Source organism: Chryseobacterium indologenes, assembly GCA_016025055.1.
Lineage (GTDB): Bacteria > Bacteroidota > Bacteroidia > Flavobacteriales > Weeksellaceae > Chryseobacterium > Chryseobacterium indologenes.
This window is the reverse complement of sequence record CP065590.1, coordinates 4,328,672-4,354,375: the sequence shown is the minus strand read 5'-3', so window position 1 is coordinate 4,354,375 and position 25,704 is coordinate 4,328,672. Positions and strand designations below refer to the sequence as shown.

20 protein-coding genes, 1 other RNA gene and 6 pseudogenes are annotated in these 25,704 nt (G+C 36.9%); 22 read left to right on the top strand and 5 right to left on the bottom strand.

Features of this window, described 5'->3' with window-relative positions; all coding sequences use genetic code 11:
* Nucleotides 1-198 precede the first annotated feature (198 nt).
* Complete coding sequence (locus H3Z85_20085; GenBank protein ID QPQ51532.1) at nt 199-735, bottom strand: helix-turn-helix transcriptional regulator; 537 nt, start codon at nt 733-735, stop codon at nt 199-201.
* Between the two features lie 959 nt (nt 736-1,694).
* Between H3Z85_20085 and H3Z85_20080 the strand changes: the two genes are divergently transcribed.
* Nucleotides 1,695-2,804 carry a peptidase M14 gene (locus tag H3Z85_20080; GenBank protein ID QPQ51531.1) on the top strand — a complete coding sequence of 370 codons (1,110 nt, stop codon included), beginning with the start codon at nt 1,695-1,697 and terminating at the stop codon, nt 2,802-2,804.
* A gap of 235 nt (nt 2,805-3,039) precedes the next feature.
* On the opposite strand, the pseudogene H3Z85_20075 reads toward H3Z85_20080, so the two are convergent.
* Nucleotides 3,040-3,539, bottom strand: a pseudogene (locus H3Z85_20075) (DUF4920 domain-containing protein).
* A 142-nt stretch (nt 3,540-3,681) separates the two neighbouring features.
* On the opposite strand from H3Z85_20075, the pseudogene H3Z85_20070 reads away from it, so the two are divergent.
* From H3Z85_20070 to H3Z85_20040, 7 genes and pseudogenes are all read left to right on the top strand, one after another.
* Nucleotides 3,682-5,099, top strand: a pseudogene (locus H3Z85_20070) (amino acid permease).
* 160 nt (nt 5,100-5,259) lie between these two features.
* Complete coding sequence (locus H3Z85_20065) at nt 5,260-5,700, top strand: GPW/gp25 family protein (protein ID QPQ51530.1); 441 nt, start codon at nt 5,260-5,262, stop codon at nt 5,698-5,700.
* 22 nt (nt 5,701-5,722) lie between these two features.
* Nucleotides 5,723-7,606, top strand: coding sequence for a type VI secretion system baseplate subunit TssF (locus H3Z85_20060; GenBank protein QPQ51529.1), 1,884 nt, complete (start codon nt 5,723-5,725; stop codon nt 7,604-7,606).
* A 23-nt stretch (nt 7,607-7,629) separates the two neighbouring features.
* Complete coding sequence (locus H3Z85_20055; protein ID QPQ51528.1) at nt 7,630-8,016, top strand: hypothetical protein; 387 nt, start codon at nt 7,630-7,632, stop codon at nt 8,014-8,016.
* Nucleotides 8,017-8,033: 17 nt separating this feature from the next.
* The gene (locus H3Z85_20050) at nt 8,034-8,558 is read left to right on the top strand and encodes a DUF3829 domain-containing protein (protein ID QPQ51527.1); all 525 of its coding nucleotides are present in this window, start codon (nt 8,034-8,036) and stop codon (nt 8,556-8,558) included.
* 231 nt (nt 8,559-8,789) lie between these two features.
* A pseudogene (gene uvrA, locus H3Z85_20045) lies at nt 8,790-11,620 on the top strand (excinuclease ABC subunit UvrA).
* Nucleotides 11,621-11,855: 235 nt separating this feature from the next.
* Nucleotides 11,856-12,260 (top strand): hypothetical protein, encoded by a 405-nt coding sequence (locus H3Z85_20040; protein QPQ51526.1) that lies wholly within the window; start codon nt 11,856-11,858, stop codon nt 12,258-12,260.
* 344 nt (nt 12,261-12,604) lie between these two features.
* On the opposite strand, the gene H3Z85_20035 is transcribed toward H3Z85_20040, so the two are convergent.
* Nucleotides 12,605-13,153, bottom strand: a complete 549-nt coding sequence (locus H3Z85_20035; GenBank protein QPQ51525.1) for a DUF3828 domain-containing protein — start codon at nt 13,151-13,153, stop codon at nt 12,605-12,607.
* Nucleotides 13,154-13,342: 189 nt separating this feature from the next.
* Between H3Z85_20035 and H3Z85_20030 the strand changes: the two genes are divergently transcribed.
* From H3Z85_20030 to H3Z85_20015, 4 genes and pseudogenes are all read left to right on the top strand, one after another.
* Nucleotides 13,343-13,855 (top strand): DUF421 domain-containing protein, encoded by a 513-nt coding sequence (locus H3Z85_20030; protein QPQ51524.1) that lies wholly within the window; start codon nt 13,343-13,345, stop codon nt 13,853-13,855.
* 5 nt (nt 13,856-13,860) lie between these two features.
* Complete coding sequence (locus H3Z85_20025; GenBank protein QPQ51523.1) at nt 13,861-14,352, top strand: N-acetyltransferase family protein; 492 nt, start codon at nt 13,861-13,863, stop codon at nt 14,350-14,352.
* Nucleotides 14,353-14,465: 113 nt separating this feature from the next.
* Nucleotides 14,466-14,661: pseudogene (locus H3Z85_20020) on the top strand (quinol oxidase subunit 4).
* Between the two features lie 80 nt (nt 14,662-14,741).
* Nucleotides 14,742-14,957, top strand: a complete 216-nt coding sequence (locus H3Z85_20015) for a hypothetical protein (protein QPQ51522.1) — start codon at nt 14,742-14,744, stop codon at nt 14,955-14,957.
* 39 nt (nt 14,958-14,996) lie between these two features.
* Here H3Z85_20015 and H3Z85_20010 read toward each other — a convergent pair whose 3' ends face one another.
* A complete protein-coding gene (locus H3Z85_20010; GenBank protein QPQ51521.1) occupies nt 14,997-15,311 on the bottom strand; it encodes a DUF4286 family protein in 315 nt (104 codons plus the stop codon).
* A 148-nt stretch (nt 15,312-15,459) separates the two neighbouring features.
* On the opposite strand from H3Z85_20010, the gene gyrA reads away from it, so the two are divergent.
* The 6 genes and pseudogenes from gyrA to H3Z85_19980 all read left to right on the top strand — a co-directional run bounded on the left by gyrA (nt 15,460) and on the right by H3Z85_19980 (nt 22,379).
* Entirely contained in the window at nt 15,460-18,060 is a 2,601-nt protein-coding gene (gene gyrA / locus H3Z85_20005) for a DNA gyrase subunit A (protein QPQ51520.1), read from the top strand.
* Between the two features lie 29 nt (nt 18,061-18,089).
* Nucleotides 18,090-19,115, top strand: a complete 1,026-nt coding sequence (locus H3Z85_20000; GenBank protein ID QPQ51519.1) for a hypothetical protein — start codon at nt 18,090-18,092, stop codon at nt 19,113-19,115.
* A 136-nt stretch (nt 19,116-19,251) separates the two neighbouring features.
* Nucleotides 19,252-20,087 (top strand): annotated as a pseudogene (locus tag H3Z85_19995) (1,4-dihydroxy-2-naphthoyl-CoA synthase).
* Nucleotides 20,088-20,159: 72 nt separating this feature from the next.
* Nucleotides 20,160-21,089 carry a 1,4-dihydroxy-2-naphthoate octaprenyltransferase gene (gene menA, locus H3Z85_19990; protein QPQ51518.1) on the top strand — a complete coding sequence of 310 codons (930 nt, stop codon included), beginning with the start codon at nt 20,160-20,162 and terminating at the stop codon, nt 21,087-21,089.
* Nucleotides 21,090-21,107: 18 nt separating this feature from the next.
* Complete coding sequence (locus H3Z85_19985; protein QPQ51517.1) at nt 21,108-21,554, top strand: SRPBCC family protein; 447 nt, start codon at nt 21,108-21,110, stop codon at nt 21,552-21,554.
* A gap of 138 nt (nt 21,555-21,692) precedes the next feature.
* Nucleotides 21,693-22,379, top strand: a complete 687-nt coding sequence (locus tag H3Z85_19980; GenBank protein QPQ51516.1) for a metal-dependent hydrolase — start codon at nt 21,693-21,695, stop codon at nt 22,377-22,379.
* Between the two features lie 116 nt (nt 22,380-22,495).
* Here the strand turns inward: H3Z85_19980 and ffs are convergent.
* An RNA gene (ffs, locus tag H3Z85_19975) (signal recognition particle sRNA small type) lies at nt 22,496-22,593 on the bottom strand.
* A gap of 131 nt (nt 22,594-22,724) precedes the next feature.
* On the opposite strand from ffs, the pseudogene H3Z85_19970 reads away from it, so the two are divergent.
* The 4 genes and pseudogenes from H3Z85_19970 to H3Z85_19955 all read left to right on the top strand — a co-directional run bounded on the left by H3Z85_19970 (nt 22,725) and on the right by H3Z85_19955 (nt 25,669).
* Nucleotides 22,725-23,326 (top strand): annotated as a pseudogene (locus H3Z85_19970) (DUF4199 domain-containing protein).
* Between the two features lie 17 nt (nt 23,327-23,343).
* Complete coding sequence (locus H3Z85_19965; protein QPQ51515.1) at nt 23,344-24,294, top strand: glycosyltransferase family 2 protein; 951 nt, start codon at nt 23,344-23,346, stop codon at nt 24,292-24,294.
* The gene (locus H3Z85_19960; protein QPQ51514.1) at nt 24,294-24,686 is read left to right on the top strand and encodes a hypothetical protein; all 393 of its coding nucleotides are present in this window, start codon (nt 24,294-24,296) and stop codon (nt 24,684-24,686) included. The genes H3Z85_19965 and H3Z85_19960 overlap by 1 nt, the downstream gene beginning before the upstream one ends.
* 281 nt (nt 24,687-24,967) lie before the next feature.
* Nucleotides 24,968-25,669, top strand: coding sequence for a DUF2807 domain-containing protein (locus H3Z85_19955; protein QPQ51513.1), 702 nt, complete (start codon nt 24,968-24,970; stop codon nt 25,667-25,669).
* The last annotated feature ends 35 nt before the right edge of the window (nt 25,670-25,704 follow it).

Below are 25,704 nucleotides of genomic sequence, written 5' to 3'. Positions count from 1 at the left end.
CCGTGTCAGGAAAAGTAATAATCACTTACTCATCATATCCAAAAATTTTTAGATGCTAATGACTTAAGCCGGAAGTTGGAGAGGTAAAAAGCAGCTTCTTAGCATGGCACTAAGATTTTAACAATAAAGTAAAGCAAATAGCTTTAGTTTTCTTCTTCAAATATTTTTTAGCCTGATCATTTTCTTTGATCAGGTTTTTTATGGCTCAAAACTTTCAAATTTTCCGTTATCATAAAACAAAACAATACGTTTTATCTTATTCTCTTGATTACCAAACATTTGACTTAATATTTGTTCACTTGAATTTTCTAATCGCTGAGAATCGTTTATTTTTTCAGGAGCTTTATTCCCGGACGGTATAAACGATTCTCCGGGACTTGCTTTTAGAGGCTCAGCTTCGGTCTCATCCGCTCCAAAATCATCATCGGTATTGATCATGGTAAAAAGATCGGGTAGAGGAGTTGTTTTTATTTTCTCATCGTCCTCCGCTGCAGGTGCTTCTTTCGTTTCCGGTAATTCCGGTTGTAACATTTCTCCTTCACCGGTAACCAACCAATCCCAAAGAAGTTCCGGGAAACGGGACTTTATTTTTACGATAAACTCCAGAGAAGGTTTGTTCCTTCCTGAGGTAATATGCGAAATGGATGAACGCTGTACATCGATCTCATCAGCAAATTCAGAAGGAGTAAGTCGGGAATACTCTATCACTTTGGAAATTCTTTCGTTCAGACTCATAAAAATAAACTTTCTATTATGTTACAAATGTAAAACAATAAATTTACAAAAGCAAACCACAAATGTAAACTACGAATTATTTTAATAATATACATTTGTAAATAATATGTATGTATTTAAAAAACAGTTATTTATGTATTAATTATATTTGTATTATTACATTTATCACTAAGCACAAAAGGTTCTGAAGGAAAGTTGAGTTTAACCATAATGATCCTATAAAGGGATTTAATATTGTGAATTTCCATCAAATAAGAGGGGTATTTGACTGATAAATATCCTTTTTATACATATTTACAACGGTAAATAATACTTTGCACTACATATCGGTTAAAAAACGAATAATAAGGTATAATATTCTGTTATATAATAGTTTATATTGATATACAATGGTAAATTATCTTGTAAATTACTTATGTAAACACCCAAATAATAAATTGTAACCCGTAGTATGATACAAAAATATGGTCTTTGATTTACGAAATGGAAAAGTAGGAGCAAATTAAAATCAAGAAAGATAATGGATCTTAAATTTCTGATTTTTTATCGTTTTACATTTATATAAATGGCTGAATTTTTAGATTTTTCGTCATCCGGATGTTTAAAAAAATTATACCTATTCAGCCTAAAACAGCTATTTTATTACTTCAAGTAATCTTATAAAAATTATTTAAATAATCAGTGTAACTAATTGATAATTATAATATTAAATGTATGTGTTTAAAATATTCGCAATCCACATTTTTATCCACAGACAATTTGTCATACCCAAGTGTTTAACAATGTTACGATTGTTAATCTTTTGCTTATTGTAAAATCAAATAATATTTAACCTATGTAAATCGAATTTATAAGCCGACACATTTGTAAATTATTGATTTTTGCCTTAGTTTACTAATGTTAATCCTCTTTTTATCCTTGAAAATGGTTAAATTTGATTTTTGTAAACTATTCCAACAATGAATTTTGAACAGATCTATACTCCAACCCCTGATTTCTCAAATCGCTATATTTCCCCTGAAAAATTATTTTCTTACCTACAGACCAATCTCAGCGATTATATTCAACAGATAGGAACATCCTATTTGGGTAAGCCTATTTACCAGCTAAGTGTCGGTACCGGTAACATTCAGGTTCTCGCCTGGTCACAGATGCACGGAAACGAATCCAATGCCACCCATGCGATGCTCGATCTTTTGGTAAGCCTTGATAATGCTCCTGAGCTAAAAGATGATCTTTTCAGTAAAATCAAACTGGATTTTATTTTTATGCTGAACCCGGACGGTTCTGAACGATGGACCCGACTGAATGCAGCAGATATTGATCTTAACAGAGATTTTCATAACGAAGCCAGCAAGGAGATTAAATATCTTAAAAATGCCGTGGCTGCAAAGAAATATGATTATGCATTAAATTTACACGAGCAGAGAACAATCTTTACTACAGACGGTACTCATCCTGCTACACTTTCTTTTTTAGCACCTTCTGAAAATGTGGAGCGTACGGTAACCGAAAACAGGAAGAAATGTATGGCAGTGATCGGAAGTGTCTTTAACCACCTGAAAGAAATGATCCCGGACCATATCGGAAGATATTCTGATGAATTTTATCCAACTTCTACGGGAGATAATTTCATTAAAGGAGGAATGCCTACCATTTTATTCGAAGGCGGTCACTTTATAGATGACTATACCAGAAAAGAAACCCGAAAATATTATACTATTGCTCTTTATTATGCATTGAAGGCAATGTGTGAACTTAATTCTGATACAACAGGATGGGAGAGCTATCTTGAAATTCCTGAAAATAAAGAAACGCACTACGATATTATCTATAGGAACGTAAAACTTAATACAGAGCATGAGTGTATCCTGGATATCGCGGTTCAGTACAGAGAAATAAAAGAAGATGGAAAAGATGAAATCTCTTTTGTTCCTTTTGTAATGGAAGCCGGTGAAGTACGAAGAAGAAAAGGATGGCTGGAAATAGACTGTACCGGGAAAAAATTTATTTCTGCCAATAAGTATCCTAAATTGGATGCAGCCGTAGATTTTACAATTGAAGAGTAAAAGTTTCGGCAATCCGAAGGATTGCCGAAACTTTTAACAAAGCTTTTTTAAAGCTTCTTAAGATCATAATTTTGTTGTTAAGATAACAATATTTCTCTAAGTTGATAAAAGATCTCAACACGAAATTGAAATAAGATTTTATCCAAATCTTATAAAAACAGAAGCTCCGGGATAGATTCCGGAGCTTCTGTTTTATTATTGAATTTGCTCAATGTGCTTTTCTGGATATAGTAGCCTAATTAACCACTTTAATTCCGTTAGCTACAAATCTGATTTCTTCTTTAGGCTGCGTGATAGCATCAATTTCAGCCTGAGGTTTTTTAGCATCTTCCGCATAATGCTTCTGTTCATTCACAGAAGTTACTTTTCTTTCAGCGCTTCCTTCCAATACTACATTTTTACCTTTTAAAGCCGTCGGTACAAAGAAAGCATAGTCTTTCATTTTAACAAAAAACTTTGAATTGTCTTCCGTCTGAATGGTAAGCCAACATCCCTTTTATCACAAACATCCGTTACCTTTCCTTTAATGACAACATTTTCAACCTTTTTGTTGTCTTTTTTAAGTTGCTTACTCAGTTTATCTACCGTAATGGCTTTAGATTCAACAGATGAAGAAACCTCACCTCCATAAGTATCACCTACCAGTGCATTCCCTGCCGGCGGCCCCACCTCCTGGGCAAAAGCCCATGAAGAAACACTTACTGCCGCTGCCAATAATAAAGCTTTGAATTTCATTTTTAATAATTTTTCCAAAAATACTAATTAAAACCGAATCATAACAGAATAATAAATGATAAAAATAATGTGTTTTGGTAAATTTTAAACAAATTTCAAAATAAAAGGCAGATTTGTTTATATTTGACGCCTATACTTGACTATGCAAAAAAAACTGAAACTATGGGACGCCATTATGCTCGTAATGGGATCCATGATCGGAAGCGGAATTTTTATTGTAAGCGCTGATATGATGCGTAATTTGGGCTCCGGATTCTGGCTTATTGTAGTATGGGTTATCACCGGAGTCATGACGGTAGCAGCTGCTATCAGTTATGGTGAACTCTCCGCACTGTTTCCTAAAGCCGGAGGACAATATACATACCTGAAGGAAATTTTCGGAAAAAAATGGGTTTCCTGTATGGCTGGGGACTGTTTACCGTGATACAGACGGGAACAATCGCTGCAGTAGCCATGGCTTTTGGTAAATATACCGCGTACCTTATTCCCGCACTTAACGATGCTGCCCCTTTGTTTCAAAGTGGAGAGTTTAAAATCACTTGGATGCAAATTCTGGCCATAGCCGTGATACTTCTTCTTACCTACATCAATACCAGAGGTGTAGAAAGTGGAAAATTTCTTCAGAATATATTTACAGGCTCTAAAATTATAGCTTTATTAGGACTGATCACCCTAGGCTTTATCCTTGTAAATGCTTCTCATCTGGCAGAAAATTTCAGTTTCGGTTCCAGCGCATTCAGTAATCTTAAGAAAGATATACAGGGGAATTTTCTTAAAGAAGGTTGGGAATCTATCGGAGGAATGACTTTATTGGGAGGTATTGCAGCTGCCATGGTAGGATCTGTGTTCAGTTCGGTAGCCTGGGAAAGCGTAACATTTGTTTCCGGAGAAATTGATAATCCTAAAAAGAATGTCGTAAAATCAATGATTTTTGGTACTTCTGCTGTGATGATTCTCTATATCGCCGTCAATTTTGTCTATTTAAATGCGCTGGACAGGGATGGAATTGCCTTTGCTGTGACAGACAGGGTAGCAGTAGGAGCTTCACAGAATATTTTTGGAAGTGCAGGAACTATTATTATCGCCTTACTGGTGATGATTTCAACTTTTGGTTGTGATAACGGATTGATTTTAGCCGGAGCCAGGGTTTTTCAGACCATGGCAAAAGACGGCATGTTCTTTAAGTCAGCTGTTAAAAATAATAAAAATGAAGTCCCGGAAAATGCTCTCTGGATGCAGGGAATCTGGGCCTCGCTCCTTTGTTTGAGCGGGCAGTACGGAAACCTTCTTGATATGATTTCTTTTGTAATCGTTTTATTCTATATGATTACTGTTTTCGGAGTTATTTATCTAAGGGTAAAGCAACCTGCCCTTGAAAGACCTTATAAAACATGGCTGTATCCGGTAACACCGATTATATATCTTGTAATAGGAACAGGATTTTGTATTTTGTTATTGATTTACAAACAACAATACACCTGGCCGGGCTTTGTCATGGTTTTACTGGGACTGCCGGTATATTATTTTATTAACCGGAAGAATAAAGATCAAAACCCATAGAATGACATACTAAAAATAACCAATGCAGGGCTTTCAATTTGTTTTGAAAGCCCTGTTTTTGAATAATATTTTAAGGTATTGTAATAATTATTTAGTGAAAATTTGTATTTTGGTCTTTCGTTTTTAAGTAAACACAACCATGAAGTAAAAACAAAAAGTTATGGATACACCAAATTACAGAATGCCTTTCGTGCCGTCTACTTTAATGACCGAAGGCGGAAGTATCGATACCTGCGATATGGGAGAAAGCATAGCTCACAATATTATGCTGCTGATCACCACCAAAAAGGGAGAAAACAGATATGATGAAAACTACGGAAACGACGTTTGGAACCTGGAATTCGACAACGGAGTTACAAGTGCCGTCTGGGAAAATGTTTTTATCAAAAGCCTTCGCAGACAAATTCAGGAATACGAACCAAGAATTGTACACCCGCAGATTGATGCTCATATCCAATTCGTAGAACACAGCTACGACACCAAAGAACACACAGAAATTAAAAAGAAAGTAAGAATTGCCATCAATGCCAAAATGGAGGAAACAGGAGAACGTTTCAGTTTTTCAACAGAATTATTCCTGAGCCCGATGTCTATTGATTAATATTTTTAACAGCTAAGAAATCATGAATTTAGATCAGAATATTTATTCTAAAGAATCTGTAAAAGCAAGAATGCTTCAGAATGCAACTAAAGTCTGGGGATTGAAAAGCCCGCAGTCATTGGATCCTTTTGTAAAATTGCTCATAGACGCATTCAGCACAGAAGTCTTTAAAGCGAATAATGAAATACAGACAGTGAATGCCCGAATTTTAGAAAAACTGGCAAAACTGCTGACCCCATCTATATATACTCATCCTATTCCGGCCCACGCAGTTGCGTTTACGCAGCCTTACGATTCCTCAGAAGTTTTACTGGAGCACACAGAATTTTTCTTCCGTAAACAAATGACTTCCACGGTAAAATCAGAATCAGATAAGCAGTTGAACATTCCCTTTACACCCGTAGGCAATGTGCGGATCAATAAAGTTCATACCTCTGTAATGTTTGTGGGAAATACCTGCTACAGTATTGACGACAGGTTCAATAAGATTCCTATTGCAAGGTTTCAGGGAAGAACTGAAGATTACAGAAAAATTACCATAGGAATTGATACAAGCAAATATATCAGTGAAAACTTCCCTAAATATTTAAGTATTTTCTGCTCAAATCCGGCTTTTGAACACCTGGATTTTGTGTATAAACTGTTACCGTATATTACCGTTTCCAGCAACGGAAACCCTTTGTTTGTACGAGAAGGACTGAGTTATCTTACCGAAAGCCATTCTGACGGGTACGAACAAATGTTTAAAGAACAGTCGATCCGTAATAAAATAATTGAAGATATCAAGAGTATCTATCGCCATAAATTTATTGAAGTGACAGGAATTTCTCAAAGCCTGTTTTCAGCACCCGGCCAACTTCCTCAAAATCTTGATTTCCTTGCCGAAAAAGAGGAGATTACAAGATATCTGGACAATAAACCGTACTTATGGCTTACTTTTGAGTTTCCACCGCAGTTTTCCGCAGAAATACTGGATAACTTTTCATTTGTACTCAATGCTTTCCCGATCTACAACAGAGGTTGGAAAAAAACAGAATACAGTCTCGATATCATGGGAAATAACATCCCTCTGGTAACGGATGAAGGAGAACATTTCCTGTATGTAGATGAAGTTCAGGACGGTGATGGAAGAAAGTACTCAGAAATCCCTTTCACACCTGCCGATGATCTGAAAAAAGGTTTATACACCGTACGAAAAGGAGGAATGGAACGTTTCACCAATCGAAATGCCGTAGACATGATCGCGAATGTTCTTGAATTGACAAGAGACGAGATTGCAGCATTTTCCTTACTAAACAGGGATAATGTAAAAGGCGTGCTCAGTGAGATGTCTGATAAGATGAAATCAATGGTGCAGAAAGTTAACAATGCCAAAAGAAATATCAGACAGGAGCTGAACTACGTCATTATGGAGCCTGTAGAAAAAACAGACCATACCTATGCGGCGTTTTGGGTTACCCACTGTACACTTGCCAATCATATGCGTCCGGGCACCGAACTTTCCAATCAGCTGAAATCGCAGACGGTTGTCTTGCTTACAGAAACCTTAGGCGGCTCGGAAGAACAGAAAGGGACAGATAGCATTCAGGCGTATAAATATGCGCTGACAACAAGAGATAAGATTATTTCTCTTGAAGATGTTAAAAATTATTGCCGCATGATACTGAAAGATGAACTCAGAGAAGTGAGAGTCAGAAGAGGTACCATGATCAGCAATAAACCTAAAGAAGGCTTTGTAAGAACCGTTGAAGTAGAGATTATTCCACAGAATTATTCCTTTTACGGAAGAGCCTATTGGGAAAATATGGCTAATATTATCAGAAACCAGATCATTGCAAAAGCAATAGATGGGATTGAATATATAGTAAAGATAAGTAATGAAGATATTGATTTTCAGGATATATAAATGAAAAGCAAAACGAATAAAATATGAGAAAGATTATCGTGTTGGCAATGGCCCTGTCTCTGACAGCTACTGCCGTAAGTTGTAAAAAAGGTGCAGAAAAAATTGGTAATGCTGTCTTAAACCTGGGAGGAGAGACGGAAGCCAATTCTATTATTGATTTTAATAATAATTTTGTTGATTCCTACAAAAATACTTCCAAACATATTGAGAGAATCTTAAAATATACAGAAGAAGCAGTAGTAAAGTCCAAAGGAGGAAGAGTGATGATTATGCCTATTATCACCAGCTCCATGGATTATACGATTTCAAAGATTAAAGAAGTTCCTTCCGGATTTGGAAAAGATAAAGCTGCTATTGAAGCCGATTTTAATACCTATAAAGCCAAAAAAGAAAATATAGAAAAAAAGTAGAGGAACTTAAGTCCTATATGAATTCTGAGGATTATAAAGATGATAAAGGGGCAAAGGCAGAAGCCATCAAAAAAGAAATTGAAGCTGATGCAGATGCTTTATTCACAGCAGGGGAAAATGTGATGGCAAAGATAAAACCTGCTACAGATGCCGCAGAAGAGGTGATTTTAAAAGACCATCCCATGAAAGAATATATCATCTCATCCAAAAATGTGATGAATTCTTTAGATTCAGTGATTGATCTTTTAGGGAAACAATATGAAGGAAAATTTAATGAAGCTGAAGCCCAGAAAAAATATGATGAATTTGCAAGACTGGTAGAAGCCAATTCCAAAATGGATTTCAATGTAAAAGACCAGCAGTATTCTTATAAAAAATCTCAGTTTGAAAGCTTTAACAAAACTGCCTCAGGTTTTGTAGATAATTATAGAAAGCTCATCAGAGATTCCAAAGAAGCCGGTAAGATCCCGGATAGCAATATTCAACAGATGGATTCCTCTTATGAAAGCGTCTTGAGTGCTTACAATACGTTTGTGAAATAAAAATATTCAAAAAAAAGACTGATACAAATAATATCAGTCTTTTTTTATTTCTATTCACCAAAAACAAACAGTCTCAGAACATGGTCTCGGCCACTTTCAGCTTCATTTCATAATTTGAGTGGCAAAAACGATCGGGCAGGTATAACTTTTATCCATGAGATAGTTAAAAAAATTCCACAAAATTTCCGTAATTTTGCACGTTGTGATTTTCAGGCAAAATCATCCCGAATTATGAGCAAATCAACAGAATATATAGAAGTTTACGGAGCTCGTGAACACAATCTAAAAAATATTAATGTAAAAATCCCGCGTAATGAACTGGTCGTAATCACCGGTCTTTCCGGGAGTGGAAAATCTTCACTGGCTTTTGATACCATCTTTGCAGAAGGCCAGCGTCGGTATATAGAAACATTCTCTGCCTATGCACGTCAGTTTTTAGGAGGTCTGGAGCGTCCTGATGTAGACAAAATCGAAGGACTTTCTCCTGTGATCGCTATTGAGCAGAAAACAACCAATAAAAATCCCCGTTCTACTGTAGGAACGGTTACCGAACTCTATGATTTCCTGCGTCTTTTGTATGCAAGAGTATCTGATGCATATTCATTAACAACAGGTCAGAAACTGGTCAGCTATACCGAAGAGCAGATTCTTGAAACCATCAAGCAGAATTACAAAACAGAAAAGATCATGTTGCTGGCTCCTGTAGTACGATCCAGGAAAGGACATTATCATGAACTTTTTGTACAGATGGCCAAAAAGGATACGGGCAGGCCAGAATAGACGGCGAAGTTCAGGATATCGAATACGATCTGAAACTTGACCGTTATAAAACCCATGATATCGATATTGTAATCGATCGCTGGATCATTGGAGAAAAAGCTTCCGAAAGCAGAATGGAAAAATCATTGCGGACAGCAATGGAAATGGGAGAAGGAATTATAGGAATCCAGAAACTCGGAAGTTCAGAAATTGAGTATTTCTCCAAAAACCTTATGGATGCTGAAACCGGACATTCATTAGCATTGCCGGAACCGAATACATTCTCGTTCAACTCTCCGAAAGGAAGCTGCCCCAATTGTAAGGGGCTGGGAATGATTAAAAAGATCAATACAGATTACTTCGTAGACAATCCTAAATTATCCATCAACCAGGGTGGGCTTTTGCCATTGGAAGATATCAAATCCAACAAATGGATTCTGTCACAGATCAAAAATATCCTCGAGATCTTTGGTCTTGGAATGACAACTCCTTTACAGGATATTCCTGATGAAGCATTAGACTATATTTATAATGGTTGTCACAAAGAATTCAATAAAGACCTTAAGTATGCAGGAATCACCAAGAAAATAAAGATCAGTTTCGATGGTTTGATTGCTTTCATGGAAGAGATTATTGATGAGAGGGAATCGTACGAAGCTATTTTACTGGAAAGACATTTTACCACAGAAGAAACCTGTCCGGAATGTCACGGAACCCGTCTTCAGCCTTCAAGCTTAAGCTTTAAAATTGACGGAAAAAATATTGCTGAGGTCAATGCTTTAAGTCTTGCTGATTTAAAAGAATGGCTGGCTGATGTTAAAGATAAATTTTCGGAGAAAAATAAAATTATTGCTCACGAAATCTTAAAGGAAATTGAAACAAGACTTCAGTTCCTTTTAGATGTCGGATTAGATTATTTAAGCCTGAGCAGAAGTTCAAAAACCCTTTCAGGAGGAGAATCGCAAAGAATTCGTCTGGCCACTCAGATCGGATCTCAGCTCGTGAATGTCCTGTATATTCTTGATGAGCCAAGTATCGGGCTTCACCAGAGAGACAATGAAAGACTGATTCACTCACTGAAAAACCTGAGGGATATCGGAAATTCAGTATTGGTGGTAGAACACGATAAAGATATGATTCTCGAAGCCGATGAGGTATTGGATATCGGCCCGAAAGCCGGAAAATTTGGAGGTGAAATACTTTGGCAGGGAAAACCGAAAGATTTATTAAAGGCAGATACCATTACTGCACAATATATCAACGGAAAAAGAAAGATCGAAATTCCGGCAGAAAGACGAGCCGGAAGTGGCAAAAATATTGTACTGAAAGGAGCGACAGGAAATAACCTTAAAAATGTAACCCTTGATATTCCCCTTGGAAAATTAGTTGTCGTTACAGGAATTTCAGGAAGCGGAAAATCTTCCCTGATCAACGGAACTTTATATCCGATCCTGAATAAGCATTTCTACAGAGCCGTTCAGGAACCTCTACCGTACAAAAAAATTGAGGGCCTGGAAAATATCGACAAAATTGTAGATGTAGACCAGACTCCGATCGGAAGGACACCGCGCTCCAATCCTGCTACGTATACAGGAATGTTTACCGACATCAGAAACCTTTTCGCAGAATTGCCGGAAAGTAAAATCCGCGGCTACAAACCTGGAAGATTCTCTTTCAACGTAAAAGGTGGAAGGTGTGAGACCTGCCAGGGCGGAGGATTAAAGGTGATTGAAATGAACTTCCTTCCCGATGTTTACGTTCATTGTGAAACCTGTAATGGAAAACGTTTTAACAGGGAAACCCTTGAAGTTCGTTACAAAGGAAAATCCATTTCTGATGTACTGGACATGACGATTGATGAAGCCGTAGAATTTTTCCAGCCGATTCCTAAGATTTTTGCCAAAGTTAAAACCTTACAGGATGTCGGATTAGGATATATTACCTTAGGACAGCAATCAACAACCCTTTCAGGAGGAGAAGCCCAACGTATCAAGCTGGCAACCGAATTAGCAAAAAGACAAACCGGAAACACCCTTTATATCCTTGATGAACCTACTACAGGACTTCATTTTGAAGATGTGAAAATTTTGATGGATGCTATTAATCAACTGGTAGAACTAGGAAATTCATTCATCATCATCGAACATAATATGGATGTCATCAAACTGGCAGATCATATCATCGACGTAGGACCGGAAGGAGGAAAACACGGCGGGCAGATTGTAGCACAGGGAACTCCTGAAGAAATTGTGAAATCAAAGAAAAGCCTGACTGGGAAGTTTTTGAAGAGGGAACTGGAATAAGATAATAGTAACATATGTATAAAAAAGAATTTGCAAAAGCAGATTCTTTTTTTGTTTTCAAGAGGTTCCAATATTAAATTTTTCAATTATTTAAAATTTATTTAATTGAAAATCAGTTATTTATGTTTTAATGTTAACTGAATGTTAACTCAATATGAATTTAGTATGAATAATTTTAATAACTTTGGTAAGAGGTTCAGAATAAGTTTAGTATAATATTTAAAACCAAATAGTTATGAAAAATAGAATTCAAATAATAATGGCAGCACTTTTTGTTTGTGGATTCGCAACAGTATCCAATACGGTTAAGGCTCAGGCTACAGACCACAATACCATAGAGGAAATCCAACTGAATAAAAATGAAACCTTTAACGATATTAGAAATAAGCTGGTTGAAAATTTTGATCTTACCAATACAGACTATAAACAGGGAACAGTGAATTCCGTAGTAAAATTTGATATTGCGGATAACGGAAAAATTGTCAATGTACATTCAACAGGAGACTGCAAAACTGTAAGCAAAGAAATTGAAACCGTTCTCAGTGAACTGGATTATAGAGTAGACCGCAGAAAACTAAGTGACAATATGGTTGCCTATACTTACGTGATGCCGGTAACTGTCGAGATTAATAACAGATAGCAAAGAAAAAAACGGTCAAAAATCCTATCTCCTTTGAATTGTATGAGTTGCGTATTTCAAAAATGTTTTCATTTTATAATATGGGTGATAATCTTGTAAAATTTTATGGTAAACCTATAATATTTTAGGCATAAAATAGATATATTTTTGAAATACCATAAAATTAAAACCATATGAAAAATGTAAAGAAACTGACGAAGTCAGATTTGAAATCAGTGTACGGAGGAGAACCTAAACAATACTGCACGTATTGCGAATGGGCAAATAAAGTTTTTTGCAGTGACGTTCCAATCGTTCAATGTCCGTAAAAAAATATAAAACCGCTTCCAAAAGCGGTTTTTCTATTAAGGCGTATTTTGAATAAAATCAGAAAGTCTTATCTTCAGGTTTCCTGAATTCCCTATCGGATCAAAACTGATATTGTCTATTTTCCATTGGTTATTTTCCTTGATACAATGTACCTTATCCGTCCATACTACATGAGGAGTAGCCTGATTATATTCAAACTGAACCGTCACATCAGCTGTTGTATCATGAATATCTGTGGATTGAATCTTATACCTGGTAAAGCCCTCATATAAACTTGAAAAAATGGCTCCTTCAAATATCAGGGGTTTCTCATCCGGATGGGCGCTCTTTTTCACTTTTTCCATATCTGCTTTTGAAGTTTCTATGGCTTTTTCCAGTTCTTTTTTCAGGCTTTCGGAAAATAAATCGCCCGGAATTGGTTGCTTGTAAACCATTTCATTAGACTTCCCATACTGGCTGTACAGTGCATTGATCTTTGCTGTAATGCTAATGCTGTCACTGACTGATGCAGCTGACTCTCCCTTTTTATTGCAGGAGATAGCGAAAAATAAAATACCAAGATATACCAGAAATTGTTTCATCATGATTTGTGTATTTACTCACACTTTGGGTTCAAAATATATACCAAAGCTGTAATATATTTAAGTAACGGGCAAAGTCTCTTACAGGAGGATTTTATCCTGAATGCTTTTGTATATTTTATTCCGTAAATGCAATAAATACTTTTCGCATCAATCGTAAAAAATCAATACATTTGAGTAGATAAAAAAATAGTGGATCCTATTCTCAATGTTGCAGTCCGTTCCCTTTGTGTTTACCTGTTTATGGTAATCGGAATTCGTCTGTTTGGAAAAAATCAGCTTTCTCAGCTTAATGCCGGGGATGTTGTTTTGTTGCTTTTGATTTCCAATGCAGTTCAAAACGCAATGGTAGGACCCGACACATCATTACAAGGTGGCATTGTGGCTGCGCTCGTCCTGTTTTTAGCTAATTTCATTTTGAAACGGTTAATGTTCTCAAGCCGTTCTTTCGAAACCTTTATGGAAGATGAACCTGTCATATTGATTAGGGACGGAATTGCGGATCAGACGGCTTTAAACCGTGTAAAAATTACACAGGACGAACTGGAGGAAGCCATTCGTGAACATGGTATTGAAGATATAAAACATGTAAAATTATCTGTTCTGGAAGTAGACGGGAATATCAGTGTGGTTTCTGAAGACGGAAAAAGTAAACAGACCCATTATGCAAGGATTAAAAGAAAAATAAAAAGAAAATATCACTAAACGCAATGAATTACGAATTAAGAGAAATGCTTCCCAGCGACGAAAGCCGTGTGCTGGAAATCTTTAAACAAGGTGTGGATAGCGGAATGGCCACTTTCGAAACAGAAATTCCAACCGCTGAGGCCTGGGATATGGAATATTTTAATGATTGCCGCTGGGTACTCGAAAACGAAGATAATAAAGTCGTGGGATGGTGTGCCCTAAAGCCGGTAAGCAAAAGAGAATGTTTCAAAGGAGTGGCGGAAGTAAGTATCTATTTCGATAATGAATATCAGGGAAAGGGATTGGGTTCGGTATTGCTTAAAAAGATGATTTTAGATAGCGAGGACCACGGATTCTGGACATTACAGACCAACATCTTCTCTGACAATGACGCTTCAGTTAAATTTCACCAGAAAAACGGCTTCAGAATAGTGGGAGTTCGCAAAAGATTAGGAAAACTCAACGGTGTATGGAAAGACGTTATCATGTTTGAAAAAAGAAGTGAAATGCTATAAATATCATCATCCTGGTTTGATTTTATCAACTATTTATTTACAATTCTTACGTTAAAAATATCTTGGCATCAACATTGATATATTTCACCGTTAAGACTGGAAAAGTGAAAATAATGAAAAATATAGGTAAAATTACAGGAGTCCTTATTGTGACATTGATGTTAACATCATGTGTGGCATACGACAATAGGGGGATATAATGGCTATCATAATGGAAATAAAATTCCTCCCGGACAAGCCAAAAAAATCTATGGAGGAAGCGCTAAAGATTATGCTCCCGGACAGGTTAAAAAGAGAAGAGGATATTAAAGAAAAAACCGGAAAAATTAATAAGTCGATTTGGCATCAACATTGATATATTTTGCTACTAAGTTTGAAAAAGTGAAATAATGAAAAGTATGTTGAAAATTGCATCGGGCGTAGTGATGGTGGTCATGTTATCATCATGTGTGGTTCATGACAGAAGAGGAATGCCTCCCGGGCATGCAAAAAGAGTATATGGAGGAAGTGCCAGGTATTATGCTCCTGGTCATGCAGACCGGGTATATATTTATGACGATCGCGGGCATCACCACAAAGGTCGTGGCCATAGACATCACAGATAACAAAAAGCACTGAAATTTCAGTGCTTTTTGTTTGTAGCGTTACAGCTTAGATTTCTTCGGATTCAGGAGCGTGTCGAAGATCAGTACTTCCTGTCCGAATTGAGCTTCAATTCGCTCCGCTATATTTTTCAATTCACTTTCAAGAAAATCATTTCTCAGTTCATCATTATCAAAGACCAACAGCAAATTATAATTTTTTCCTTCATCAATATAATCACTATGAACTTCAGATAAAATATATTTGTTGACATCCATAAGATTTTCGGTCATCAAAACCAGGGTTTCATCAATATAATTTTCCCATTCTTCTAGATTATCTTTCGTGCAGTGGAAAGTTATACTTAATACGCTCATATTTTAAGAATTTTTAAGATTTTGTGGATAAATTCTAGGGCAAAAATCGGCATTTTTTTCGTAAATTAGCCCGTTAATAAAAATTGGAAATAAATAATTTTCAGGCTTACAGCTAAAAGCCTGACTATCATTATAATAAAATTTGTTTATGCAAAAAGAAGGAGAAAGACTGATTCCTATCAACATTGTTGATGAAATGAAGTCATCTTATATCGATTATTCGATGTCAGTTATCGTTTCAAGAGCGTTACCTGATGTAAGAGATGGCTTGAAACCCGTTCATAGAAGAGTGCTTTATGGTATGTATGGATTAGGGGTTTTTTCTAATAGAAAATATTTAAAATCTGCTAGAATTGTTGGGGATGTTTTGGGTAAATATCACCCACACGGAGATTCCTCTGTATATGATGCAATGGTAAGAATGGCGCAGGACTGGAGCCTACGTTATCCTCAGGTAGACGGACAGGGTAACTTCGGTTCAATGGATGGTGACCCGCCTGCAGCAATGCGTTACACGGAGGCAAGATTAAAAAAGATCTCTGATGAGGTTCTTTCAGACCTTGATAAAGAAACGGTTGACTTCCAGAATAACTTCGATGATAGCTTGCAGGAGCCAACGGTAATGCCAACAAAAGTTCCCAACCTTTTGGTAAACGGAACATCAGGGATTGCTGTAGGTATGGCAACCAATATGGCACCGCACAACTTATCCGAGTCTGTAGATGCTATCTGTGCTTATATCGACAATAAAGAAATCACCATCGACGAACTGATGCAGCACATCATTGCTCCGGATTTCCCTACAGGTGGGATTATCTACGGATATGACGGAGTGAGGGATGCTTTCCATACCGGTAGAGGTAGAGTGGTGCTAAGAGCTAAAGTTAATTTTGAAGAAATCGGAAACAGAAACGCTATTATCGTTACCGAAGTTCCTTATCAGGTCAACAAGGCAGATATGATTGCCAGAACTGCCGAGCTTGTGAAAGACGATAAAATTCCGGGAATCCACGAGATCAGAGATGAATCAGACAGAACAGGACTTCGTGTTGTATATGAATTGAAAAATGATGCGATCCCGAATGTTGTTCTGAACCTTTTATATAAATATACCGCTCTTCAGACTTCCTTCAGTGTCAACAATATTGCATTGGTACACGGAAGACCTGAGCAGCTGAACCTGAAGGATATTATCCATCACTTTGTAGATCACAGACACGAGGTTATTGTAAGAAGAACCCAGTTTGAGCTTAAGAAAGCGAAAGAAAGAGCCCATATCCTGGAAGGATTCATGAAAGTGATCGGGACCCAAGATGCTCTTGACAGAGCGATTTCTATTATCCGTCACAGTGCAAACCCTCAGGCTGCAAAAGAAGGCTTGATTGAAGCCTTTGAATTATCTGAAATCCAGGCCCAGGCAATTCTTGATCTAAGATTGGCTCGTCTGACCGGAATGGAGCTTGATAAGATCCGTGACGAATATGATGCCATCATGAAAGAGATTGAGAATTTAGAAGATATCTTAGCCAATGAGCCAAGAAGATTCCAGATTATCAAGGATGAATTGATTGAAATCAAAGAAAAATACGGCGACGAAAGAAGAACGGAAATCGACTATTCAGGAGGAGAAATGTCTATTGAAGATATTATTCCGAACGAATCCGTAGTTCTTACGATTTCACATGCCGGATATGTGAAGAGAACTTCTCTTTCAGAATATAAAATCCAAAGTAGAGGAGGTGTAGGAAACAAAGCGGCTACAACAAGGGATTCTGACTTCCTGGAGTACATTGTTTCCGCAACCAACCACCAGTATATGTTGTTCTTTACTGAAAAAGGAAGATGTTACTGGCTAAGAGTATTTGAAATTCCTGAAGGTTCAAAAACAGCAAAAGGAAGAGCAGTGCAAAACCTGATCAATATTGAACCGGATGATAAAATTAAAGCATACATCAGAACCAACAACCTTAAGGATGCTGAATACGTAAACCAGATGAGTGTTGTAATGGTAACCAAAAACGGTACTATTAAGAAAACATCATTGGAAGCTTATTCAAGACCAAGGGTAAACGGGGTGAATGCCATTGAGATCAGAGATAATGACCAGTTATTAGGAGCTTACCTTACCAATGGATCTTCTCAGATTATGATTGCTACTAAAAACGGTAAGTGTATCCGTTTCCCTGAAGAAAAAGTAAGAGAAGTAGGTAGAGGATCGATCGGGGTAAGAGGAATCTTGCTTGAAGACGGTGATGAAGCTATTGGTATGATTGTTGTGAATGATGTAGAGAACGAAACTGTACTTGTAGTATCTGAAAAAGGATATGGAAAAAGAACTGCAGTAGAAGACTACAGAATTACGAACAGAGGAGGAAAAGGAGTTATTACCCTAAACATTACCGAAAAAACAGGAAATCTGATTGCTATTCAAAATGTAACAGACGAAGATGGATTGATGATTATCAATAAATCAGGAGTTGCCATCAGAATGGGAATGGATGAAATGAGAGTAATGGGAAGAAATACTCAGGGAGTACGACTGATCAATCTTAAGAAAAATGACGAAATCGCTGCCATTGCCAAAGTAGAAATGGATAAGGAGGTAGAAGATGATTCTGAAGAGATTGAAGAAGGAGCAGAAAGACTGGAAGGGGAAATCGAAGAGGGAGTAGGCTCATTATTTGATAACCTTGAAGATGATAATGAAACCTCTGCAGAAGAAAACGGAAATTCTGATTCTGAAGAATAAATTGTACAATTAAATATAAAATAGTTATTATGAAGAAACTAATTTTAGGAATGGCTATCGTAGCTTCAGCTTTTGCTTTCGGGCAGAAAGGTGATATAAATGCTCAGCTCCAGGCTGCTAACAAAGCTGCTATGGATGCATATAATGCTAAAAATTATGCCGTTGCTGCCCCTAAGTTTGTAGAAATCTACGACTTATTGAAAGCAAATGGTCAGGATAATAAAATTTATATGTATTATGCAGGGCTTAGCCATGCATTAGCCAACAACAGTGATGCATCTATCAAGATATATACTGATCTGATTAACTCCGGATTTACAGGGGTAGAAACTACCTATACTGCAAAGGAAAAGAAGTCAGGACAGGTTGTGAATTTAGACAAAGCTACCTGGGATCTTATGAAAAAGAATTCAGAATACTCTGATTTCAAAACAGAACAGACTCCAAGTATAGAACATGAATTATATGAAACACTAAGTTCATTGCTTCTTAATGCTAAAAAATCAAATGAAGCTCTTGTTATCATTGAAAAAGGATTGGCAAAATTCCCAAACAATGCTAAACTTAAAGAAGCTCAGACGACAGCATATCTTCAGTCAGGAAATACAGATAAATTTGTTACCGGTCTGAAGGAGCAGTTAGCTAAAAACCCTAACGATGCAACCAACTGGTACAACCTTGGGGTGATGCAGGCTAAAACTCCTGCCACAACGAACGATGCACTGGAATCATTCAAAAAAGCCATAGAGCTTAAGCCTGATTTTGCTGAAGCTTACCAGAATCTTGTGTACACAACTATCGGAGACGATGGTAAAGTTGTAGCAGATATCAACGCTTTAAGAAAAGATAAGCCGGATGAAGCTTCTAAGCTCATTGATGCAAGAAGAGAAAGATTTACTAAAGCTCTTCCATTCGCAGAAGGATGGTACAAAGTAGCTCCAAAAAGCATTGATGCTGTAACTACATTGAAAGAAATTTATGTAGTAACAAAGAATATAGATAAAGTAAAAGAAATGAAAGCGAAAGAAGCTGAATTAAGCGCTGCAGCCAAATAATCTTCGTATTTACTACACAATTAAAAACCGGAACAGAAATGTTCCGGTTTTTTTATAAAAATGAACACCCCGGAATGCTAAATTTCACCCCGAAAATTCTCTGTAATTCCGTATCTTTGAGAAAAATTTTTACAAAATGATTGAGTGGAAAACCGCTAAAGAATACGAAGATATTACCTATAAAAAATGTAATGGAGTAGCAAGGATTGCTTTTAACAGACCGGAAGTGCGTAACGCTTTCAGACCCAAAACAACTTCAGAATTGTATGATGCATTTTATGACGCTTCTGAAGATCCTTCAATAGGAGTTGTTTTGCTTTCAGGAGAAGGGCCGAGTCCTAAAGATGGCGGTTGGGCTTTCTGTAGCGGAGGCGATCAGAAGGCAAGGGGAGATCAGGGGTATGTAGGTGAAGACGGGAGACACCGTCTGAATATTCTGGAAGTTCAACGTCTTATCCGTTTTATGCCAAAAGTAGTGATCGCCGTGGTACCGGGATGGGCAGTTGGTGGTGGTCATTCACTTCATGTAGTATGTGATTTGACGCTGGCAAGTGAAGAACATGCTATTTTCAAACAAACAGATGCCGATGTAACAAGCTTTGACGGAGGGTATGGCTCTGCTTATCTGGCAAAAATGGTAGGACAGAAGAAAGCCCGTGAAATATTCTTTTAGGAAGAAACTACTCAGCTCAGGAAGCCTTCGAAATGGGAATGGTAAACAAAGTAGTTCCCCATGCAGAATTAGAAGATACAGCCTATGAATGGGCACAGGAAATATTAGCAAAATCTCCGATGTCAATCAGGATGCTGAAATTTGCAATGAACCTTACTGACGATGGAATGGTGGGACAGCAGGTTTTTGCAGGAGAAGCAACCCGTCTGGCTTATATGACAGAAGAAGCTAAAGAAGGAAGAAACGCATTCCTGGAAAAAAGAAAACCAAACTTCGGAGAAGATCAATGGATATCATAACACTGGTGATGCGTAATAAATAATGCGTCATAATACCATTACTTATTACCCATTACCCATTACTTATAAATTATGACAGATTGGATAAAAGCCGCGAGGCTCAGAACTTTACCGTTATCACTTAGCGGAATCATTATGGGAGCTTTCATTGCAAAATGGAGACTTTATCAGGAAGGCGGAATCTGGGACTGGAGAATTTTTGCTCTGGCACTTTTGGTAACGCTTTTATATCAGATACTATCAAATTATGCTAATGATTACGGTGATGGAGTAAAAGGAACCGATGCAAAAAGAATCAATGAAGCAGAAGCAAGAGCAGTAGCATCAGGGAAAATTACGGCAAAACAAATGAAAAATGCGGTCATTCTTTTCTCGGTACTGTCTTTTATTGCAACTATTGCTTTATTATATGTTGCTTTTATTCCTGAATATATGAATGAATTCTACATTTTTATAGGGTTGGGAGTAGCATGTATTTTAGCCGCGATCGGATATACGGTAGGGAAGAAACCTTACGGATATATGGGGCTGGGTGATGTTTTTGTTTTTATCTTTTTCGGACTTGTTTCCGTATGTGGAAGTTATTTCCTGTTTACAAAAACATTCAGCTGGGATATGTTGTTACCCGGAACAGCTGTGGGAATGATGAGCATGGCCGTTTTGAATCTCAACAATATGCGAGATATTGAAAGCGATAAATTATCAGGAAAAAACAGTTTTGCATTGAGAATCGGTTTCAAAAATGCAATGATCTATGAAATGATCCTGCTACAGCTTCCTTTGGTATTGATTCTGATCTTTTTAGGAGTAAATGGCTTTATTCAGGCGCAAAATTACTATGTATTCATCGTCATGATCCTGTTGTTTCCATTAGCAAAACTGAGAAGAAATATCATGTCTGTAAAGGAGCCGAAGGAGCTTGATCAATATTTGAAGCAGGTAGGAATTATGACGTTTGTAATGGCTATCCTTACAGCAGCAGGTCTTAATCTGTTTAACTAAATCTAAAATATTATTATCATGAGTTCCAATGTCTATGTTGAAGCACAAATGCTTATCAGAAAACCTGTTGAAGATGTTTTTGAAGCATTCATCAACCCTGAAGTGACCACTAATTTCTGGTTTACAAAATCTACCGGAAAATTAGAAGAAGGTAAGACCATAACCTGGGAGTGGGAAATGTACAACGTAAAAAACGTAGTAAACGTTCTCCGGATTATTCCCAACCAACTCATCAAAACACAATGGGGCGAGCCGTCAGTAAACGTAGACTATGAATTTAAGAAGATGGAAAACGGAAGTCTTGTGGTAATTAAGAGCTCCGGCTTTCGTCAGACAGGCGAAGAACTCCTTAAGCAGATTAATGACAATACAGGTGGTTTTACGACGGTTTTGGACGGTTGTAAGGCGTATCTGGAACATGGAATCAACCTGAGGCTCATAGAAGATAAATTTCCTTCAAAATAGCTCAATTAAACGCTTTGCGTTTTAAAGAAACACAGATGACAGAAACGCTTTCACGAATGTCACGATCCTTATGGTGTTATTGGTGAAATCATTTGAGTCATTTGTGTTTAATAATAATAATTTAAAATTAAACGTACAATGAAAATACAATTTTTAGGGCAAAATTGCTTCTTGTTCACCTACAAGGACAAGACCATTTTAAGCGACCCTTTTTACAATTACAAAAAAGCGGAGTCAGGTTTTGATATTGCCGCACAAAAAATCGACTATATTCTGTTGACCCATGCCCATGGAGATCATATTGCAGATGTAGCGGAAGTGTTGCAGCATTATCCGGAAGCTACCGTGATCGGAGTACCGGAAGTATGTGGTTACTTCAAACAGGCTAAAAATATTGATGATGTGAACTTAGGAGGATCGGCAAAAATCGACGATCTTAAAATTTCCATGGTTCCGGCTCACCATACAAGTTCTTTCCCGGATGGAAGCTATGGAGGCGTTCCTGTAGGGTATATCTTCAGACTTCCTGAAGGTAAGAATATCTATTTGGCGGGAGATACCGGAGTGATGGCAGATATGGAGCTGTTCCCAAGATTATACGGGAATTTAGACCTTTCTATCCTTCCGATCGGTAGTCACTATACAATGTGTCCTAGAAAAGCTTCTTTTGCTGCGGCAGAATTATTAAAGACTCCCAAAGTAATCGGATGTCATTTTGATACATTCCCTGCGATTGAAATCAATCATGAAAGTGCATTGAAGCATTTTGCAGACAAAAATGTAGAACTTGTTTTACCAAAATTGGGAGAGACATTCGAATTTTAATCAATTATTGACAGAGGTAAACTGAAAATTAGAAAAAATGAAAATGATGCGTAAGGTATTAAAAACAAAAAAAGATAATTATCAAATTACCTCTCTTCTTACTTTAAAACAAAAAAAAATGGCAAGCTACCTAAATCACACCGCTACGACCGATTACCTTTGCTGCGTTCCCACCCTGGAGGATTCTCAGGAGCTGGTTGTTTAGGACTTGCCGTTGCAAAGGTAGGAAATATTTATAAACTTCAAAACTTTATCAAAGAAAATTAGTCGAAAAAATGCAGTCGTAGAGCTAAACAGCTGACATTAAGGGGAATAATTTTTCAACTTTTTTCTAAAAATTTAAATATGACTAAAAGTCCATCAACACTAGGAATTATACTTTTTATCGCTACAATGATCGTTTTCTTTGTAGTATATACCTTTTCTCAGGAATTAATTATTTCGATATCTCACTGAAGGCCAATGCTTTTGTGTTACCTGTTTTATATGCCGGAGCTGCTTTCTGGTCTGTAAAATCATACTGGAACACCCATAGAGTAGTAAGCTTTAAAGAAGCTTTCAAAAGAGCTTTTGTCCCGATGTTTATCGGAGGAATTCTTTCCATTTTCAGTATTTATGCCTTTTTAAACTTTGCCGACACCGATGCAAAAAAACTCTTAAACTATCAGTACGTTCAAAGACAAAAATCAGAATTGGATACAGAATATACTTCTGCAAGAAAGATTATGAAGCATCAGAAAGATATTGATGAGCTTGATCAGAAATACAAAGAAAGGTTACAGAGCTTCACACCGGAAGCCGTTAAAGGAAAAGATATGCTTACCGCAAGTCATTTTTCAGGATATTTTGCAGCAATTCTTATATTTTACGTAGTTTTGTCGGTGTTTTTCGGAGCATTTTTCAGAACAAGAACAATTCATCAACCCGAGGAAACAAATCAAGCCTAATTTTTATTAAAAATTAAATGAATTTATCTATAGTTATTCCGTTACTGAACGAAGAAGACTCTCTGGAAGAGCTTTTTTCAAGAATTGATAACGTCTGCAGATCCAACAGCTTATCCTATGAAATCTGGTTTGTAGACGATGGAAGTACGGATTTGTCGTGGAGCATTATCGAGAATTTGAAAGTACAGTATCCTCAGATCCACGCGATTAAATTTTCCAGAAATTATGGGAAATCACAAGCCCTTCATGCTGCTTTTGAAAGAACAAACGGAGAGGTAGTGATTACCATGGATGCTGATCTACAGGATTTTCCGGAAGAAATTCCTGAGCTGTATAAAATGGTGACCAACGATAATTATGACATCGTTTCAGGATGGAAAAAGAAACGTTTTGATAATGTGATGACCAAAAATGTTCCGTCAAAATTATTCAATGCAGCAGCAAGAAAAGTTTCAGGAGTTTATCTTCATGATTTTAACTGCGGGCTGAAAGCGTATAAAAAGCAGGTTGTAAAATCCATCGATGTATATGGTGATATGCACCGTTATATTCCGGTATTGGCTGCTAATGCAGGATTCAGAAGAATTACTGAGAAAGAAGTACAGCACCAGGCAAGACCGTATGGTACTTCAAAATTTGGAACTGAAAGATTTATCAGAGGTTTTCTTGATTTGGTAACCCTTTGGTTTGTGAGTCGTTTCGGAGGAAGACCGATGCACTTCTTCGGAGCTGTAGGAACGCTGATGTTTATCTTCGGTTTTCTTTCGGCACTTTGGCTGGGAATTTCAAAGCTTATTGACGTAGCCAGAGGAATTTACGGTCATTTAATTACCAATAATCCGTGGTTCTTTATTGCCTTAACCATGATGATTTTAGGAACATTGTTATTCGTTGCCGGATTCTTAGGAGAGATGATCATCCGAACTAACCGTGAGCATAAGAATTACAATATTGACGAAGTGATATAATGGAAGAGAAGCTGCCCGAAATCTATTCAAAAAAAGCAATTTTAGGATTTTCTATCTTTCTTTCCACCCTGTTTGGAGGCGTTCTGTTGTTTCAAAACCTGATGAGCGTCAACAGGAAGAAAGAAGCTTATACCACACTGGGAATTTCCGTTGTCATTACGATACTCACGGCTATTGTTATTAATATTCCGGAAAAACCTATCAGTGCCATTGCATATGTTTGCGGATTCGCAGGGGGAGCTTTATTATCCGATTATTTTGTTCCGAAATATTTTCCCAATGAATGGCAATATCCAAAGAAACCCATCTGGAAACCTTTAATTATCGGATTTATTCTGGTGGCAATTCTTGTAACATTGGCTATCTGTTCGGCTTCAGCTGAAACGGTATAAGCAATAAATAATATCAATAAAAATAAAAAACACCTCAGGAAATTTTCCCGGGGTGTTTTTGTTAATAGAACCTAATAATAAAAAAACTGAAAAGCAAAAAATTGTCAATTATCAGGTATTTTATTGCCAAAAGACAAAGTTTTTTAAAAATTTTAATCCTATTTTTGTTAAAGAATATGTTGTGAGTTTTCTGAAATGAGCCATTCAAATGACTTTGAAAACTCCCAATAAGAATGTTCATGCTTAATAATCATGAAGTAACAGAATATTGTAAAGTAAATATGAAGAAAATAATATGCACATTGATGCTGGTTGCTGTAGTTTCCTGTGGAAAAGTTACGCCGAAAGGGAATATTGAAAAGAAAGATGTGGATGTCCCCGAATTTGTTAATCTGGACCTACAGGGTAAATTCCGTGTATTTTATGCCAGAGGACCAAAGAATTTTGTAGAAATAGAAACCTACCCGAATGTGGCAGGAAACCTTGATGTGGATGTGGAAGATAAAACCCTTTCTATCAAAGAAAAAAGAGGTACAAAAGGGGTTGATTTTTACAATGTAACCATTTATTCAAAATATAATCTTGAAAAAGTGGCCGTTTCAGATTCTGTGGAAATGAATATTTCAAGTGAAATAAAAACAGATAATTTTAAACTGAATTTAAAAAATTACGCTACTTTCATGGGTTCTGTGAATACCAGAAGAGCAGAGGTGGAAATGCAGAACAGGAGTAGAGCCAACTTTTTGGGATTAACAAAAGATGCAGTAATTAAAATATCCGATACAGCCAGTCTGATCGCTCCTTACTGGAAAATCACCAATCTGAATATTGACTCTAAAAATGGGAATTATGCTGAAGTAAACGTCAAAGATTCTTTAAAAGGTCATATTCAAAACACTGCAAAATTTATCTATTACAACGATCCGATCAGAGCATTTAAAGTGGAAAAAACCACCAGGGTTGAAAATAAAAAGCTGGATTAAAAAAAACAGCATACATTAAACTAGGAACTTTACAA

Excerpts from the sequence above, each read along its gene's own strand:
- H3Z85_19960 (QPQ51514.1), top strand. The coding sequence starts at position 24,294 with ATGGAAGAGAAGCTGCCCGAAATCTATTCAAAAAAAGCAATTTTAGGA.
- H3Z85_20065 (QPQ51530.1), top strand. The coding sequence starts at position 5,260 with ATGGATACACCAAATTACAGAATGCCTTTCGTGCCGTCTACTTTAATG.
- H3Z85_20040 (QPQ51526.1), top strand. The coding sequence starts at position 11,856 with ATGAAAAATAGAATTCAAATAATAATGGCAGCACTTTTTGTTTGTGGA.
- H3Z85_19965 (QPQ51515.1), top strand. The coding sequence starts at position 23,344 with ATGAATTTATCTATAGTTATTCCGTTACTGAACGAAGAAGACTCTCTG.
- menA (QPQ51518.1), top strand. The coding sequence starts at position 20,160 with ATGACAGATTGGATAAAAGCCGCGAGGCTCAGAACTTTACCGTTATCA.
- H3Z85_20060 (QPQ51529.1), top strand. The coding sequence starts at position 5,723 with ATGAATTTAGATCAGAATATTTATTCTAAAGAATCTGTAAAAGCAAGA.
- H3Z85_20025 (QPQ51523.1), top strand. The coding sequence starts at position 13,861 with ATGAATTACGAATTAAGAGAAATGCTTCCCAGCGACGAAAGCCGTGTG.
- H3Z85_20080 (QPQ51531.1), top strand. The coding sequence starts at position 1,695 with ATGAATTTTGAACAGATCTATACTCCAACCCCTGATTTCTCAAATCGC.
- gyrA (QPQ51520.1), top strand. The coding sequence starts at position 15,460 with ATGCAAAAAGAAGGAGAAAGACTGATTCCTATCAACATTGTTGATGAA.
- H3Z85_20015 (QPQ51522.1), top strand. The coding sequence starts at position 14,742 with ATGAAAAGTATGTTGAAAATTGCATCGGGCGTAGTGATGGTGGTCATG.
- H3Z85_19985 (QPQ51517.1), top strand. The coding sequence starts at position 21,108 with ATGAGTTCCAATGTCTATGTTGAAGCACAAATGCTTATCAGAAAACCT.
- H3Z85_20035 (QPQ51525.1), bottom strand. The coding sequence starts at position 13,153 with ATGATGAAACAATTTCTGGTATATCTTGGTATTTTATTTTTCGCTATC.
- H3Z85_19955 (QPQ51513.1), top strand. The coding sequence starts at position 24,968 with ATGAAGAAAATAATATGCACATTGATGCTGGTTGCTGTAGTTTCCTGT.
- H3Z85_20010 (QPQ51521.1), bottom strand. The coding sequence starts at position 15,311 with ATGAGCGTATTAAGTATAACTTTCCACTGCACGAAAGATAATCTAGAA.
- H3Z85_20055 (QPQ51528.1), top strand. The coding sequence starts at position 7,630 with ATGAGAAAGATTATCGTGTTGGCAATGGCCCTGTCTCTGACAGCTACT.
- H3Z85_20050 (QPQ51527.1), top strand. The coding sequence starts at position 8,034 with ATGAATTCTGAGGATTATAAAGATGATAAAGGGGCAAAGGCAGAAGCC.
- H3Z85_19980 (QPQ51516.1), top strand. The coding sequence starts at position 21,693 with ATGAAAATACAATTTTTAGGGCAAAATTGCTTCTTGTTCACCTACAAG.
- H3Z85_20000 (QPQ51519.1), top strand. The coding sequence starts at position 18,090 with ATGAAGAAACTAATTTTAGGAATGGCTATCGTAGCTTCAGCTTTTGCT.
- H3Z85_20085 (QPQ51532.1), bottom strand. The coding sequence starts at position 735 with ATGAGTCTGAACGAAAGAATTTCCAAAGTGATAGAGTATTCCCGACTT.